The following is a 16,286-nucleotide window of genomic DNA, read 5'->3' as shown; positions in this document are numbered from 1 at the left end:
ATCAACTCCGAGATAGGTGGGACGGCCTTCGAATCCGGGCGTCGACGGGATCTGAGCCCGCATGCCCGGCCCTCAGCGTGACAGCACATCCTAGAAGTCAATGACGCCCCGTACGTTCAGCCCGGCATGCATCTCCTCGTATCCCAGATTTATTTCGTCCAGGGTGTAGCGACGTGTCACCAATTCGTCGAGCTTCAGCTGACCGCGCTGGTACAGGCCCAGTAGGAATGGCGTCGCACTGGATGGGGACATCGTCCCGAACAAAGCTCCTTGAATTCGCTTCTGAAAGAACGTCAGCTCCATGAGATTCGCTGAGATGTGGTTCGCGTCGAATCTGGCCATGCTGGTGACTACCACCGTGCCCGCCTTACGAATAGCAGAAAGGGCTGTTCCGACATCCCGAGGTGTCACCAGGCCCACGCAGATGATTGCCGAATCTGCGCCTTGACCGTTGGTCGATTCACGGGCAAGTTCAGCCGCCTCGGCCATGTCGCTGACAGCGTCGGTGGCACCGAACTCGTGAGCTTTCTGTCGTTTGAACGGCACTGGGTCAACAGCGATGACGCGTGCCGCGCCGGCGTGTCTGGCGCCCTGTACCGCGTTGATACCGATCCCGCCGACACCCATCACGATCGTGACATCACCTGGCCGCACCTGGGCAGCGTTGACTGCCGAGCCCCAGCCTGTTGCCACGCCGCAACCGACAACGGCAGCAACCTCCAGTGGAATGTCGCGGTCGATCTTCACCGCAGCTGCCTCTGGGATGACGCTGTACTGCGAGAATGTAGACACCATGGACATCTGGGCGACGTCCTGGCCGTGGTGATGCATACGGTACGTGCCGTCCATTTGGGTCCCGGCCATCATCAGGGCGCCGTTGTCGCAGAGGTTCTGCATTCCCGCCGCACACCACTTGCAACGACCGCATCCGGGAATCCACGCTGCGACAATATGATCGCCGACTTCGAGCCCACGAACACCGGGCCCAACCGCCTCGACGACTCCCGCGCCCTCGTGACCTCCGCAACTAGGAAAATGTCCAAACGGCAAGTCACCCTTGGTGACGTGATCGTCGGTGTGGCACAGGCCTGCGGTGACATATCGAACCAGCACTTCGTTGGCCCGCGGCTCATCGACATCGACGTCCACGACCTGCCACTTGCCGGGAACATCGAAGACGACTGCCGCCTTGGATTTTGTCATTCACGGTTTCCTAATCGTCTTGTGGGAAGGACTACCCAACTCGCAGCTCGATCGTGCGAATTCGGACTATTCACGTCCGCCCAATTGCTTGGGATTCGGCTATGCGATCGTTCAGTGGGCTCGCGTGTAGCCGCGGCAACGACCCGGATCAGGCACGCTCCAGCAGAAAATAGAAGTACCCGCCAATCGCGTTGATGTCTTTCGCGTTCATGATCCCCATCAAGGTGTTGTCATCGACGCGTTTGAAGTGGTCGAACACCGGGCGCCCGTCGTAGACCATGGTCGCGGTGACCTCGCCGCGGAACTCGACATTCCACAGGCTGGCCTCCCCGTTGCCGATCTCAACGTTGGAGTACAGCTCGCCGTTTTCGTCATAACACATGTTCGGTTGCACGTCCGACAACGAGTTCATTGTCTTGCCAAACCATTTGAACGTGGCCAGCATGCCGTTCAACGGATGTCCGGTGCGGAACTCGCCGCCTTTCCAGGCGCCCAGGATGTCCTCGGCCCTGACCGCTGGCAGTTGCGCCCACAGGTCGTCGAGTGCGGCCGGTGAGACGTCGCCGTCCTGTGCGCGCAACTGGTGGAACCGCGCGGCGGCAGTGTCGGCAATTGTCATTGGTTTTCTCCAATCATGTTATTTCAAAACGTAACTCGTGTGTATGTAGGCGGCGGTGCGCGTGCGCTCCTGGCGGTAGCGCAATCGGGTCCGATTGGCGGCTCGCGCAGCCCGCGATGAATGACAGGGTGGGTGCGGCTGCACATCAGTAACTGATTCGGTGCCAGTAATGCTAGGCACAACACGAGCCGGATCACAAGCACCCAATCTCCTGGACCTCGCCCCGAATGGGCTGGCAGCGGCGGAAAGACGTCGCCAATCGGGCCCCCGCCGCCCACGAACTGCCTAAGCCCGCACGAGCATAGGCTGTGCCGAAAACCATCCAAAAATGCCATTGACATCGATATTTGCCGTACTGACACGGTGCCAGTAGTCTGAATCCACGCTCATACAGGAGGTATCGCTTGTCCGTGCACTTGTCAGAAGACCAGCGCCTGTTCGCAACCGCGTTGCAAGAATTCTGCGATCGGGAGGCCGGCGATCGTGAGCGACTGGTCGCGCTGCGCAACGAACGTCACCGCGGGCACAACCAGGATGTCCACCAGAAGTTGGCGGAACTCGGGTACGTCGGTGTCAGCATCCCCGAGGCCTACGGGGGCGGGGGCGGGGGCGCTGTAGAACTCTGTCTTCTCATTGAAGGGATCGAACGGGGCTTACTCCCCATTGCCGGCCTCGGGGTCAGCCTCATCGTGGCCGGACCCTACGGGCGTTTCGGCACAGAAGAGCAGAAGCGCGAGATTCTCGGCGGAATCTGCGCGGGCCACGTCGAAGCCATCGCCATGTCCGAACCCGACGCTGGTTCCGATGTTGCCAGCCTGACCACCCGCGCCGTACGCACCGGCGACGACTACGTGATCAACGGCCAGAAGATGTGGACCACCGCCGCCCACGTCGCCGATCACCTCCTGGTGGTGTGCCGTACCGATCCGTCCGGCAGCAAGCATGAGGGACTCAGCATGATCAGCGTGCCCACGGGAACCGAAGGTTTGACGATCCGCCCTATCGCCACCATGGGTGGCAGTGAGGTGAACGAAGTCTTCTTCAGCGACGTCCGGGTGCCGGCCGACCGCCTACTGGGCGAAGAGAACAACGGCTGGCGTCAACTCATGGCGGGCCTGAACCACGAACGCCTGCTCGTCGCCGCCCAGGGCATCGGCCGCGCGCAACGGGCGTTGGACGACGTCGTCGGGTACATCAAGCAGCGCAAACAGTTCGGCCGCACGATAGGCAGTTTCCAGTCGGTCCGCCATCAGATTGCCGATCTCGCCACGATGATCGAGTGCACCCGCCACTTCGTCTACGGCATCGCCAGACTCGTCGACGACAACCCCGGCAAAACCTTCCCCCGTGAGGCGTCGATGGCCAAACTGCAGGGCGCCGAAGTCGCCAAGCGCACGACCTTGGAAGCAATTCAGCTGATGGGCGGCGCCGGTTACGCCGTCGAGTACGGCATGGAAGGCCAGTTTCGCAGCGCGCTGGCTCTATCGATCGGAGGTGGGGTCGCCGAAGTCCAGCGCGACATCATCGCCAAGACGTACGGTCTGTGACCACCCAATGTTGCACGCTTTCAATCTCACAAATCGCTTCCAGCCCTGGAGCTTTGGAAGCCAAGAGCCTCTCGGAACGAGGAAGGAACTGACGCAATCATGAACGCCCCCGCATTGTCGATGCCGCTCCAGCAGAGCGATGAACACAAAGAACTACGGTCCACCGTCGCCGGAATCGTCGGCAAGTTCGGCCATGAGTATTACCAGTCGTGCGCGGCTACCGGCGAGCCGATGACCGAGCTGTGGGAGCAGCTTGGTCACGGCGGATTCCTCGGGATCAATATCCCCGAGGAATACGGCGGAGGCGGCTGCGGGCTCACCGAGCTCGCGATCGTGCTTGACGAACTGTCGGCAGGAGGATGTCCCGAGCTGGCGATGGTGCTGTCGCAGGGAATCGTCGGCAGCGCGCTCCCGCTGCACGGCACCGAGGAGCAGAAGCGCCGCTACCTTCCCGGAATCGCCAGCGGCAAAGAGAAATTCGTCTTTGCCCTCACTGAGCCGGACGCCGGATCGAACTCCCACAACGTCTCGACCTGGGCTACCCGCGACGGCGACGACTGGGTCGTTCGAGGCACCAAGTACTATATTTCAGGCATCGACCACTGCGATCACTTCCTGCTGGTCGCCCGCACCGGAACCGACGAACGCACCGGGCGGGGTCTGCTCACCCTCTTCATCGTCGATGATCCGAACGTCCCCGGGTTGAGCCGCCAGCTCATCCCCACCGCGCTGCAAGCACCCGAACGGCAGTTCACGCTCTTCTTCGACGACGTGCGACTGCCCGCCGACTCTGTCGTCGGCGAAGTCGGCAAGGGGCTGACTCCGCTGTTCGACGGCTTGAATCCCGAGCGGGTTCTCAGCGCGGTGATCTGCCTTGGCGTCGGACGGTATGCCTTGGACAAAGCGGTCCGTTACGTCAAAGAACGGAACGTTTGGGGTGTGCCGGTCGGGACCTACCAAGGCGTGCAGCATCCCCTTGCCGAAGCAGCGATCGAGCTTGCCGCCGCCAATGCCATGACCTGGCGGGCCGCTGCCGAGATCGATGCCGGCCTACCGGCTGGAGAGACGTCGAACATGGCCAAGTTCCTCGCATCACGCGCCGGGTTCAAGGCACTCGACACGGCGATCCAGGTGCACGGCGGCAACGGGATGGCTCATGAGTACGGCCTCGCTGACCTGTGGGGCATCGTGCGACTCCAGCAGATCGCACCGGTGTCGACGCAGATGGTGCTCAACCACATTGCTCAGCACACGCTGGGTCTGCCCAGGTCGTATTAGGGGCCAGGATGTCCATCTCCGTCGATGAGCTTCGACAGCTTGAGGGAACACCGCTGCCAGGCGGCGATCTCGTCATCGAAGCCTACGAGAACGCGATACTGGAGCACGCTGTTCGGTCGCCGCAAACCCATGCAGCGGACGCGCATCCGCTGTGGTTCGTGGTGATCTCGTTGCGCTGCTTAGGGATTAGTGTCGATCAACTCTGCGACATGGCAGGCAAAACCGACAGCGACACTCTGCTCTTCGGCAACTGCGCGATCACCCAAAGATCGCCATTGACCGTCGGGGGCCGCTACCACGCCAAACCCGTCGTTTCCGGCGCTGGTTCACGCACAACACGTGACAACGCCCGGCTGGATCATCTGGATATCCGGATGGACATCGTCACCGACGAAGGCGATGTGTCAGGGACGGTGACGAGCACCTACCTCTTCAAGCGAGGCGGTACGGCATGACGCAAGCCAGTGAGATCGTGGTCGGGACCCAACTACCCGAACGCCGGATCACCGAAGTGAGCGCTGACCACATCAAGATGGTGGCGCTGATCCTGCGGGACTCGAATCCGATTCATTTCGACCTCGAGGCCGTCAGCAGAGCCGGTCTCGGCTCCCGGGAGGTCAATCAGGGAGGCGCGACGATGGCCTACGTGCTCGACCTACTCACCGAGTGGGCCGGCTCGCGGCAAGCCCTGCGCGAGATCTCATGCGCGTTCCGTGCAAACGTGTTCGCCGGAGACGATGTGCTTGTCGGCGGTGAGGTGACATCGGTGACCAGCGACGAGAACGGGCGCCTGGTCAATTGCGCCCTCTGGGCAGAGACAAACGGGAAGCGAGCGATTGTCGGCTCGGCGACCGTGGTGCTACCGGCGCATTGATCATGCCGAGTATCCCATCAGCAATGCCGGCCAACGACTTTCACCCCGTTGCGTCCGTGCGCAGTCTTGCTCAGACACGACCGGATCAGATAGCACTTCGCTGCGGCGAAGCTGCGCTGACCTACCTCGAGCTGGATCGTCGGTCCAGCCAGGTCGCCAACGCGCTCCTCCGCCGCGGCGTACGCGCGGGAGACCGCGTCTGTTACATCGGCCGCAACTGGCCGGAATTCTTCGAGGTGCTATTCGGATGCGCCAAGATCGGCGCGGTGCTCGCACCGCTGAATTGGCGTTTGACGCCAACGGATATCGCACAGTTGATGGCCGATGCCGATAGCACTCTTGCGATCACCGATCGTGAATTCTCCGCCGCCGCTCCCGCGAGCGCGACCGTGATCACAATCAGCGATGGATACGAAAAATGGCGCGACCACGAGTGTTCCGACGATCCCGGAATCCACAGCGCGCCGTCTGCTGAGTTCATCCAGTTCTACACGTCAGGCACCACTGGGCTTCCCAAGGGCGTCATCATCAGCATCCGAAACTTGGCGCATCTGTTCCAGGCCGGTCCGCACTGGCGGTTGGGACCCGAATCGATAGTGTCCGTGGTCATGCCGCTGTTCCACATGGGTGGATCGGCGTGGGCCCTCGTCGCGCTGCTCAGTGGCGCACAGTGTGTTCTCGCCCCGGAATTCGAGGCGTCGTCTTTGGTGGCCGACCTGGCCGACCACGGCGTCACCAACGTACTGGTCGCCCCGACGATGCTACAAATGATGGTCGACGTCGCTGACGTCGAGCGCGCGGATTACTCCACAGTGCGCTCAATAGTTTACGGCTCGGCGCCCATCTCGCTACCACTGCTGAGGCGTACCCAAGAGGTGTTCGGCGCAGAGTTGATGCAGGTGTACGGCCTCACCGAAACCTGCGGCGCAGTAGTACAACTCGGGCCCACTGACCACTACGGAAGTCGGTTGGCGTCAGTAGGACTCCCCTACCCGTGGGTGGAACTTCAGATTCGCGACGCAAACGGCTCGGTCGTTTCCGCCGCCGGCCAGGACGGCGAGATCTGGATTCGGTCGGGACAGTGCAGCGAGGGCTACTGGCGCAGACCCATTGAAACGGCGGCTCTACTGACTGACGATGGTTGGCTCCGTACTGGAGACGTCGGCCACGTAGACAAAGACGGCTACCTCTTCATCACCGACCGACTCAAAGACATGATCATCACGGGCGGCGAAAACGTATATCCCAGTGAAGTCGAGCGGGTGCTCGTAGAGCACCCCGATGTCGTCGAAGTGGCCGTTATCGGCGTCCCCGACCGCACGTGGGGCGAAGCTGTGACAGCAGTTATCGTGCCGCGTGACAACTCCCAGATCACCGAGCGCACACTCCTCGAATGGTCTCAGTCGAGGATCGCCGGTTTTCGTCGGCCCAAGCGAATCCATCTCGTCCACGAGCTGCCACATAACCCGTCAGGGAAGGTGCTCAAGACTGAACTACGACAACGCTTCTCGTCTCCATGACTCGACTGGTGGCCACTCAGTGCCGTCCGCCGTGGTGCACATGGGCGGAGTCGATGAGCGCCGTTACACATCCAGAATCTACTGACAATATGATTGTTGAGTAGATGGCAATACCAGCATCATCAGCCCCTGGAACCGGATCTACTGGCGATATGCCTATACCCGAGTAACATCGGCCCGATGACGAAGGCGACAGCTTCTTCCAACGGTGACCAACCGCCCCAACGCCGCGTTCGCATGGGTGCAGACGACCGCCGCCGCCAGCTCGTCGAAGTTGCACAGCAGTTGTTCTCGCAATACCCCTACTCGGAAGTGTCCACTGCCGATATCGCCGAGGCGGCCGGCATCGGCCGGGCGAATCTGCATTATCACTTCGGCACCAAGCGCGACCTCTACGTGGAGGTCATCCGCAACTTCGGCCGCCTACCACCGCTGCCGACCGCGCGACGGCGACATGCCAACCTCGAAGAACATCTGCGGTCAACCCTGGATCACTGGCTTGACACCGTCTGGGAGAACCGCGGGACGTTCATGACGATCACTGAAGCTGGTCCGATCAACAATGACCGCGAGATCGAGTCGATCCTCGAAGACAGTCGCGAGGCTTATGCGGCCCGCATGGCCGAATTGCTCGAGCTTCCCGGCGGTGCCACCCGGCCGGCGCGCGCCCTGATACGCACCTTCCAATCGATGGCCGAAGCCGCCGTCGATGAATGGCTGCGACGCGATCGCCTCTCGCGCGAAGACGTGCTTCTCCTGCTCACGAAGGCGCTGGTCGCGATCAAGGTCGACGTTTCGCCCGAGGTGCTCCACCAGCCCGTGAAACCGACGCGTCAACGGTAGTCAGGGCGCCGGCAGCGCCTTCGAACACGCGTCCTCCCAAGAAGTTTGACCACGGCGCTGAACAAGTTCCGCTACTGACTTCTTGCCAGTAGCGCGCAGGCTTGTTAGAGTCCGCCGCATGGCCCTTAGATTGACGGCACCCGCCGCCACTGATCTGGACCGCGGTGCGCCACCCTACGAACCGGTGCATATCTGCGGACTAGCCACCACTGGGTGGGCAGTCGAACACGACGCGGTGCTCGACGAGCTCGTATTCGATTGTGTCGCTGCGGCATTACATCAGGCAGGGCTGCGCAAACAGCAGGTCGGACTTGTCGTAACTGCGTCGATGGACATCTACGACGGGCGCAGCATCTCCACCGGATTGACGACCCCAGCGGCCGGCGGTTACCTCACCGACAGCTACCGCATCGAAGGCGATGCGGCACAGGCGATCATCGCCGCGGCGCAGGCCATTCGCGCCGGTCACGTCGACATCGCAATCGCAGCGGCCGTTCACCATCCCGAGATCACCAGCCGCACCGCCCAAGCCCACGTGGAGTTTCTCGACCAGGTCTCCAATCTGGCATTCGACCCGCAGTTCAACCGTCCGGTCGCGATGTGCACGTCAGCCGGCCTGGCGCTGCACGCAAGCAAGTGGCTCGAGGACGAACACGGCGATGTCGCAACCCTGGCTGCGATCGCCGCCTCGGAGATCACGCGAGGGGCCGGCCGTGCCTCCTCGACGCGCAACCAGCCGGTCGGCCCCGACGACGTCCTCGCTTCCAACCCGATCGCGTGGCCGTTGACCGAACTGATGCTGCCTGCATACACGGCGGGCGCAGGCGCAGTTGTTCTCACTTCCGCCCAAGTCGCACGCCGTGCGAAACGCAGTCTCGGCTGCATCGTCGGGACCGGTATGGCGACATCGAACTGGACATGGGACGACGCCTGGTTGCGTGCGCCCGAGTCCGCAACCGCGCGGGCCGCGTCAGATGCATACCGAGCAGCAGGATTTTCAGGTGAACGCACCGACCTCGACGTCGTCGAGTTGACCGCGGCCACACCAGCATTGCTTGATCCGATCTGCGAAGCACTCGGTGTCGAGCCAGAGGGGCAGACCACAATTTGCCCATTCGGTGGCGCCCGGGCCAACTACCCGGGCCTGGTGAACGGCATCTCACGACTCAGCGACGCGCTGAAATGGCTTGGCGACAAACCCCAGGGCGGTCGCGCCATTGTGCACAGCAACGATCTCGTGACCGGTCTCTGCTCACAGACCGCGACGGTGATGATAGTGGAGGCTGAATAATGGCTTACCGGGCTGCGATCGCCGGCATCGGAATGACCGCCGCGATGGCCACACACCGCCAAGACAGGTCCAACGCGGAGTTGTGCCAGGAGGCGGTATGGGCAGCGATGGATCACGCGGGCATCACCCCCTCGGTCCTCGATGCACTCGTCGTCGGCAACATCGACGGTTTCGAGGGAACCGTGTTGGGCGCCAAGCACTTGACACGCATTTTGGGCGTTGGCGGCGATCTCCCCGTTACGGTGATCAACACCGGCGGAACGACCGGTGGCAATCTGGTTCACGTCGCGGCCCGAATGGTCGCCTCAGGCGATCGCGAAGCCGTCCTGTGTTTGGGACCCGCTTCGTTCTTCGGTGCGCGAGATCTGCAAGCGGTGATCAACACCAACTCCCCCATGGTCGTCGAACAACCGTTGGGAATGGGTGCCGTACACATGGGGGCGTTCTTCCCGGCGGCGTATCAGGAACGCTATGGCGTCACCGACGAGGATCTCGCTCATGTCGTCGTCCAGGCGCATTCGCACGCGGCGCGCAACCCCTACGCGCAGCTCCGCAACGAGTTGACCGTCGAGGAAGTGCTGACGTCTCGCATGATCAGCACCCCGATGGTGATGGCCATGATCTGCCCGGCAACTGCAGCCGCCTGCGCAGTATTGGTCACCAGCGAGCGGCTCGCGCAATCATTGCGGACGCCGACAGTGGTGATTCGGGCGCTCGGAAGCTCTGCTGATCCCTATCTGGGAGGTGGCAAGGGCTCGTTTTCGGCATGGGAAGGCCTGGGCATCCTTGCCCGACGTGTGTACGCACAAGCCGATATTCGCGATCCGCGCGCTGAGCTGGACGTGCTCGAGCTGTTCGCTCCGTATGCTCCGATGCTCCCGATGCAGTTGGAGGCCTTGGGGTTCGCGGGCCCGGGCGATGGGGCGAAGTTGGTCCGCTCCGGCGCGACCACCTTCGGCGGCGACATCCCGACCAACATGTCGGGCGGGCCCAAGTGTACGAACGCCGGTGTTGCCGGAGAGCTTGCACCGTATGCCTATGTGGCCCTGCAGCTGATGGGCGATGCCCCGGCCGACATCCAGGTCCAGCAACCGGTTCGGGGACTTGCCCACGGCACCGGCGGCACCTTCTTCCAATTTGAAAACCTCGCCATCCTTGAGAGGACGACTCCCTATGCCTGAGTCAGCGGTAAACCCAGCACTGCAGCACGTGCGGTGGGAAATTGACTATGACATCCATCTCGGCGCCACCTGGGGCCGGTTCATGGACGGCCTGCGCGAGCAACGCTTGCTGGCCAATCGATGCCCTTCGTGCCAACGGACTTTCGTCCCGCCGCAGTCGTTCTGCGAGGCGTGCTTCGAACGCACCGATGAGTGGCTCGAATTGGACCCAGTTGGCGAAGTCGAGACCTTCACTGTGGTACAGCAAGGTTTTCGTGGCGGCCCGAAGCCTCCGTACGCTGTGGCCGCTATCCGCATCGACTGCGCCAGCACGATGCTGATGCATTTCCTGGGCGGAATCGACCTGTCCGATCCCGCGAAAGTGCGAGACCAGCTTCCAGAAGGGCGTCGGGTGCAGGCCGTGTGGGCCAGCGAGCGGGCGGGTTCCATCCTGGACATCGCACATTTCGCTCCCGAGAGTGCTCGCTGACAGTCTCTTCCGGTCGTCACCCACTGCCAATCAGGAGTAAACGCTTTGTCTACCAACGCTGTTCGCACTGCCATCGTCACCGGAGCTGCCCGTGGAATCGGAGCGGCCACGGCTCGTCGCCTAGCCGAGGACGGGCTCGCGGTGGCCGTGCTGGATCTCGACGAGACGACATGCAAAACCGTTGTTGCGCAAATCGAATCAACCGGGGGTAGAGCAATTGGCATCGGCGTCGATGTTTCCGACGAAGATGCCGTCAACGCCGCGGTGCAGCGAGTCGCCGACGAGTTGGGGACACCCGGCGTGCTGGTCAACAACGCCGGAATCATTCGTGACAACTTGATTTTCAAGATGACTGCCGGGGATTGGGACGCGGTGATGAACGTCCATCTTCGCGGTGCCTTCCTGATGAGTCGAGCAAGCCAGAAGTTCATGACGACGGCCGGCTGGGGACGAATCGTCAACCTGTCCAGCACCGCCGCGCTGGGCAACCGCGGACAAGCCAACTACTCGGCGGCCAAGGCAGGCTTGCAAGGCTTTACCCGAACACTCGCTATTGAGCTGGGCCGCTTTGGGATCACGGTGAACGCCGTCGCTCCGGGATTCATCGAGACCGACATGACTGCTGCCACCGCCGAGCGGATGGGGATGTCGTTTGATCAGTTCCGCGACATGGTCGTCCAGCAGATCCCGGTGGGCCGCTCTGGACGGCCCGCCGACATTGCCAACGCCGTTTCGTTCCTGGCCGGCGAGGATGCCGGGTTCATCTCCGGCCAGGTGCTCTACGTGGCCGGCGGCCCGACGGTCTGATCGGATCGGTAATCGAATCATGCGAATTTTCAACGGACTTGACGATCTGGCCGCCGCAGCGGGTACCCATCTTGGTCACAGTGACTGGTACACCGTCGACCAAGAACAGATCGACCGCTTCGCGCAGGCTACCGGTGACCATCAGTGGATTCACGTCGATCGGCAGGCCGCGGCCCAGGGCCCGTTCGGGACCACTATCGCTCACGGATTCTTGACTCTGTCATTGCTGCCCGTGTTGGCGAGCGAGGTGTACCGGATAGACGGCCTGCAGATGGTCGTCAACTACGGCTGTAACAAAGTGCGATTTCCCAATGCTGTGAAGGTTGACCAGCGTGTCCGCGCCGGCATCGAGCTTGCGGGCTTGACTGCCACTGCGGCCGGCACCCAGATTTCACTGAAGGCCACCATCGAGATCGACGGGACCGACAAGCCGGCTTGCGTCGTCGACTGGGTGCTACTGGCGGTCTAGGGCCGCCCCCTTGTCGATTCGGTTTGTGGCCTAGAACGCGGCTGACGGCGTCGATGAAGGACCAGACCTGAGCCACCGCAGCCCAGGCGGGCAAATGCCGCTTGACCAGATCAGTAGGGAGCGCCGCGCCTGGATCAGACGCGACGGTGCGCGCCCGGCTGTGACAAGTCAACTGTTGCCGCTTCAGTTTGGCCCGACAACGTATGCCACGGATCGGGGCCGGCTGGAACCGAGCCAACCCCGATCACCTACTCGGCCGGCTACTGAGCCTTGGGCTCGAGGAATACCCGATCCAGCCCGGTACGGCGTCGCAAGAACCGCGCGACCGGACGCGGGATCAGTAGCCACAGTGAGGTTCCCAGCCCCGACCAGGAGGGCAGCGAGATCTGCCGTTGGCCGGTTCGGATCACCTTCACGACCGCGTCAGCGACGTCTTGCGGCGACATCGGCGCGAGTGCGCCGACCGCCTCTACTTCGGAAAGCAATCCGGTGTCGGTGAACGTTGGGAACACCGTCGACACCCGTACGCCGTGTGGTTCGAGTTCCGCGTCGACCGCTTCGCCGAATCCGACAACGCCGAACTTGGTGGCGTTGTAGACGGCCAAGCCCGGGGCGGGAACCCGTCCGGCGACAGAAGCGATGTTGACGATCCGTCCCGCCCCGCGTGCTCTCATCCGCCTTGCGGCAGAACGGGTTCCATTGATAACTCCGAGCAGGTTGACGGACACGATTCGGTTGACCGTCGCGTCGTCCTGCGCGAGCATGGGGCCCACCGGCATGATGCCCGCGTTGTTGATCCAGACCTGGACCGGGCCGAGCGCGTCCTCTACGGCGGTGTGGAAGTCTTCGACCGATTCGGGATCGGATACGTCGAGTTTGCCGGCGAAGATGCCGAGCTGTTCGCCGGTGCGCTTTGCCTCGATATCGTCGATGTCACCAATGGCGACCACTGCGCCCGCCTCGCGCAGAGCCAGCGCAGTGGCGCGGCCGATGCCCCGAGCGCCACCCGTGATCACGACGACCGATCGGGTGAGTTCGAACTTGCTACTCATGAGTGCTCCTGTTGTAGTTGTGCAAGCGTGGCGCGCATGACCTTGCCCGACGCTGTGCGCGGCAGCGCATCGACGAACACAATGTCGCGCGGCATGCGCGATCGCGGCAGTTCCGCCGCCACATGGCGGCGCACCGTCGATTCGTCGAGCGAAACAGATTCGACGGCAACGACATACGCACGCAGGCGCTGCCCGAATTCAGCGTCGTCGACCGCCGTTACCGCCGCGTCGGCGATCGCGGGATGGGCGAGCAAGGCCAACTCGAGTTCTTCGGGGTAGACGTTCTCACCGCCGGAAACGATCATCCCGTCCGATCGGCCGACGACAAACAGCCTGCCTTCGGCGTCGATATGGCCGCGATCCCCGGTGTCGAGATAGCCGTCGACCACCGAGCCGGTGCGCCCGTCGGTATAGGCCTCGAGCTGCCCGGCGGACCGGATCAGGATGCGCCCCTCTGTGTTCGGCGGGAGTGGGCGCCCGGCCGAGTCGGCGATTCGTATCCTGACCCCGCGCGGAGGAATCCCCGCGCAACCGGGCGCGACCGCCAGATCCTGCGGCGTGGCGATGCTGATGTAGGCGGCCTCAGTGGAGCCGTACAGGTTGTACAACACCGGGCCGAACGTGGCTGTGATCTGTTGTTCCAGTGCGGAGTCCAGCCGTGCCCCGCCGCTGCCGACGATACGCAGCGTGCTCAGATCCGCGGCCGCAACCCGATCCGTTGCGAGCACGCGTCGAAGCATGGTCGGCACCGCCGCCAACATCGAACAGCCGTAGCGTTCCAGGTCGTCCAGGACGCGTGTGGCGTCGAATCGCCGGTGGAGGACCACGGTCGAGCCCAGGGTCAGTGACAAGGCGGTGACGATCAGTCCCCACCCGTGGAACACCGGAGCAGACACCAGCACTCGCTCGTTACCACGCAACGGAATCTTCGATAGCAGTCCAGCAGAAATGACCAAGCTTCGCCCAGTCTTGCGCGGCACACCCTTCGGTGTGCCGGTGCTGCCACTGGTCAGTGCAACAAACGAACCCGGCCGCTCGGGCTGCGGCGGCTCTGCCGGTGATGCCGAGTTGAGAAGATCGCTGAATGTGCCATCGGCCGGCCACGCGCACCAGCGGATGCCTTCGAAACCCGCTACGGCGGTATCAAATTCGTCGTCATAGACAATCGCATCGAGATGCTCGCGGCTACTCACCACATCCACTTGCCGCGCGCTGAAATCGGTGTTCAGCAGCACCACCCGCGCCCCTGCGGCGACTGCGCCGAACAAGGCGACCAAGGCGTCGGCATGGTTGCGGCACAGGATTCCAATTGTCGGCGCCGCTGGTAGGGCCGCGCGGAACCCGTTCGCCGCCCGAAAGACTCGCTCGGATAGTTCGGTATAGGTCAACTCACCGCGGTCATCGATAGTTGCTGTTCGATCGGGATACGCTGCGGCGCTCGCCGCGGGCAATCCACCGATCTGACCCCACTGCGCCGACGCGCGTGCACTGGCGCGCAGTACCCGCGGATCGCGAGGAATCGCACCTGCGCGCCACAGCACCGCGGCGGAAGCGGTTTCATCAGCGACACGGTCTAAGAATTTCTGGGTGCCGCGTGCGTCGACGCCGAAACGCCGCAGACCCTGTGCGCCGACCGCACGTAGAACTCCAACCGTCTGTGTCACCGCACGCGGGGAATACGGGAACCAGAACATTTCCCGCGTCGACGTCGGGAGCCGCGGCTCGGTGATCCCTTGCGCCCGGCAGTACTTCCGGACGCCCACCGCGCCACCGAGACGTGCGCCGATGCCGGATTGCTTCCAACCGCCCATGGGCAGTGCAAAGCTGGACATGTTGGCGCCGGCATCGTTCACGTTCACCGCGCCGACCTCGAGCTGGCGGGCGACCCGCTGCCCTGCGGCCCGGTCGCTGGTCCACACCGATGCCGATAACCCGTACTCCGAATCGTTGGCAAGCCGGATCGCCTCGTCCTCGTCAGCTACCTTGGCCACCGGCAGCATGGGCCCGAAGGTCTCCTCGGTCATGCACGCCATCGAATGATCGACGTCGACCAGCACCGTCGGCTCGAAGAAGTTGCCCACACCGGTTGCGTTGCCGCCGAGGAGGATCCGCGCACCCTTCGCGACCGCGTCCGCGACATGGTTCGTCACCACGTCGCGTTGCGCGTCAGTGATGAGCGTGCCGACGTCGAATTGATGCCCCCGGTCGTCGGCGCCTACCCGCAAGCTGGCGACGTGGTTGGCGAGCTTGCTGACGAACTCGTCATACACCGGCGCCTCGACGTACACCCGTTCGACCGAGATGCACATCTGCCCGGCGTTGACCAACCCACCCCACGTGATGCCGTGCACGGCACGATCGAGGTCGGCATCGGCGAGGACAATTGCCGCATCCTTGCCGCCCAGCTCAAGGCCGCACGGTTTCAACTGCTCCGCGCACGCCGCCGCGATGCGGCGACCGGTGCGAGTCGACCCGGTGAACTGCACGTAGTCGACGGCTTCGACCACGGCGGCGCCTGTCGCTGCCGCGCCGGTCACCACCGAAAACACTGGTGGCGCGTCGATTTCACGCCAGCCGTGGACCAGTTCGAGCGCGCTGAGTGGCGTGGCCTCCGACGGCTTGAGCACAACGGCCGCACCGGCAGCCAGCGCGGGGATCACATCCAGTCCGGGCATGACCAGCGGGTAGTTCCACGGCGTGATCACCCCGACGACCGGATACGGCCGGTACGCGGTGGTAAGTCGTTTGGCGAGGCCCAGCAGCCCGTTCCCCGCCGGATGCTCGTCGGCGAGGAACCCCGGCGCGTGTTCGGCGTAGTAGCCGAGGAGATCGGCAACGTACGCCACCTCGAGTCGCGCCTCGGCACGCGGCTTCCCCGCTTCGGACTGCACCACATCGGCGATGCGATCGGAGTTATCGAAGATCCAGCCCTGCAACGCGCGCAACGTCCGCGCTCTCCGCTTCGCGCCGACCGCCTCCCAATGCTTTTGTGCAACACGGGCATTCGCGACAACCGCGGCAACCTCGACGGGCGAGGTGTCGGGGACCACGCCGACCACTCGGCCGTCGGCCGGATTGTTGACCTCGATAGTCATCGATTGACTCTTTTCTTCGCAAGTTTCACCGTGATCTG

Annotated in this window: 15 protein-coding genes; 11 read left to right on the top strand and 4 right to left on the bottom strand. The window is 63.2% G+C overall.

What is annotated here, in order from left to right:
* Nucleotides 1-90: 90 nt before the first annotated feature.
* Together BR47_RS0103915 and BR47_RS0103910 are read right to left on the bottom strand one after the other, a co-directional pair.
* Nucleotides 91-1,203, bottom strand: a complete 1,113-nt coding sequence (locus BR47_RS0103915; RefSeq protein WP_029118648.1) for an NDMA-dependent alcohol dehydrogenase — start codon at nt 1,201-1,203, stop codon at nt 91-93.
* Between the two features lie 148 nt (nt 1,204-1,351).
* On the bottom strand, nt 1,352-1,822 hold the full coding sequence (locus BR47_RS0103910; RefSeq protein ID WP_029118647.1) for a DUF4334 domain-containing protein: 471 nt from the start codon (nt 1,820-1,822) through the stop codon (nt 1,352-1,354).
* 404 nt (nt 1,823-2,226) lie between these two features.
* Here BR47_RS0103910 and BR47_RS0103905 point away from each other — a divergent pair, with 404 nt between their 5' ends.
* The 11 genes from BR47_RS0103905 (at nt 2,227) to BR47_RS0103855 (ending at nt 12,101) form a co-directional block, all read left to right on the top strand.
* Nucleotides 2,227-3,369, top strand: a complete 1,143-nt coding sequence (locus BR47_RS0103905) for an acyl-CoA dehydrogenase family protein (protein WP_029118646.1) — start codon at nt 2,227-2,229, stop codon at nt 3,367-3,369.
* Between the two features lie 120 nt (nt 3,370-3,489).
* Nucleotides 3,490-4,647, top strand: coding sequence for an acyl-CoA dehydrogenase family protein (locus BR47_RS0103900; RefSeq protein WP_029118645.1), 1,158 nt, complete (start codon nt 3,490-3,492; stop codon nt 4,645-4,647).
* Nucleotides 4,648-4,655: 8 nt separating this feature from the next.
* Complete coding sequence (locus BR47_RS0103895) at nt 4,656-5,102, top strand: hypothetical protein (RefSeq protein WP_029118644.1); 447 nt, start codon at nt 4,656-4,658, stop codon at nt 5,100-5,102.
* Complete coding sequence (locus BR47_RS0103890) at nt 5,099-5,521, top strand: MaoC/PaaZ C-terminal domain-containing protein (RefSeq protein ID WP_029118643.1); 423 nt, start codon at nt 5,099-5,101, stop codon at nt 5,519-5,521. Before BR47_RS0103895 ends, BR47_RS0103890 begins: the two co-directional genes overlap by 4 nt.
* A gap of 23 nt (nt 5,522-5,544) precedes the next feature.
* On the top strand, nt 5,545-7,041 hold the full coding sequence (locus BR47_RS0103885) for a long-chain-fatty-acid--CoA ligase (RefSeq protein WP_029118642.1): 1,497 nt from the start codon (nt 5,545-5,547) through the stop codon (nt 7,039-7,041).
* Between the two features lie 180 nt (nt 7,042-7,221).
* Nucleotides 7,222-7,884 carry a TetR/AcrR family transcriptional regulator gene (locus tag BR47_RS29620; protein ID WP_081831189.1) on the top strand — a complete coding sequence of 221 codons (663 nt, stop codon included), beginning with the start codon at nt 7,222-7,224 and terminating at the stop codon, nt 7,882-7,884.
* A gap of 235 nt (nt 7,885-8,119) precedes the next feature.
* Entirely contained in the window at nt 8,120-9,175 is a 1,056-nt protein-coding gene (locus BR47_RS0103875) for a beta-ketoacyl-[acyl-carrier-protein] synthase family protein (protein WP_231506641.1), read from the top strand.
* Nucleotides 9,175-10,356: a thiolase family protein gene (locus tag BR47_RS0103870; RefSeq protein WP_029118640.1), complete on the top strand. Its 1,182-nt coding sequence runs from the start codon at nt 9,175-9,177 to the stop codon at nt 10,354-10,356. The genes BR47_RS0103875 and BR47_RS0103870 overlap by 1 nt, the downstream gene beginning before the upstream one ends.
* The gene (locus BR47_RS0103865; RefSeq protein ID WP_029118639.1) at nt 10,349-10,825 is read left to right on the top strand and encodes a Zn-ribbon domain-containing OB-fold protein; all 477 of its coding nucleotides are present in this window, start codon (nt 10,349-10,351) and stop codon (nt 10,823-10,825) included. The genes BR47_RS0103870 and BR47_RS0103865 overlap by 8 nt, the downstream gene beginning before the upstream one ends.
* A 45-nt stretch (nt 10,826-10,870) precedes the next feature.
* On the top strand, nt 10,871-11,632 hold the full coding sequence (gene fabG, locus BR47_RS0103860; RefSeq protein WP_029118638.1) for a 3-oxoacyl-ACP reductase FabG: 762 nt from the start codon (nt 10,871-10,873) through the stop codon (nt 11,630-11,632).
* Nucleotides 11,633-11,651: 19 nt separating this feature from the next.
* Nucleotides 11,652-12,101, top strand: coding sequence for a MaoC family dehydratase (locus tag BR47_RS0103855; protein WP_029118637.1), 450 nt, complete (start codon nt 11,652-11,654; stop codon nt 12,099-12,101).
* A 260-nt stretch (nt 12,102-12,361) separates the two neighbouring features.
* On the opposite strand, the gene BR47_RS29615 is transcribed toward BR47_RS0103855, so the two are convergent.
* Both BR47_RS29615 and BR47_RS33665 read right to left on the bottom strand, forming a co-directional pair.
* A complete protein-coding gene (locus tag BR47_RS29615; protein ID WP_036426683.1) occupies nt 12,362-13,153 on the bottom strand; it encodes an SDR family NAD(P)-dependent oxidoreductase in 792 nt (263 codons plus the stop codon).
* Nucleotides 13,150-16,248 (bottom strand): aldehyde dehydrogenase family protein, encoded by a 3,099-nt coding sequence (locus BR47_RS33665; protein ID WP_081831188.1) that lies wholly within the window; start codon nt 16,246-16,248, stop codon nt 13,150-13,152. Before BR47_RS33665 ends, BR47_RS29615 begins: the two co-directional genes overlap by 4 nt.
* Between the last annotated feature and the right edge of the window lie 38 nt (nt 16,249-16,286).

The organism is Mycobacterium sp. UNC410CL29Cvi84 (assembly GCF_000686745.1).
Taxonomy (GTDB): domain Bacteria; phylum Actinomycetota; class Actinomycetes; order Mycobacteriales; family Mycobacteriaceae; genus Mycobacterium; species Mycobacterium mucogenicum_B.
Note: the sequence above shows the minus strand (reverse complement) of the source record. Positions and strands in the feature narration are given on the sequence as shown.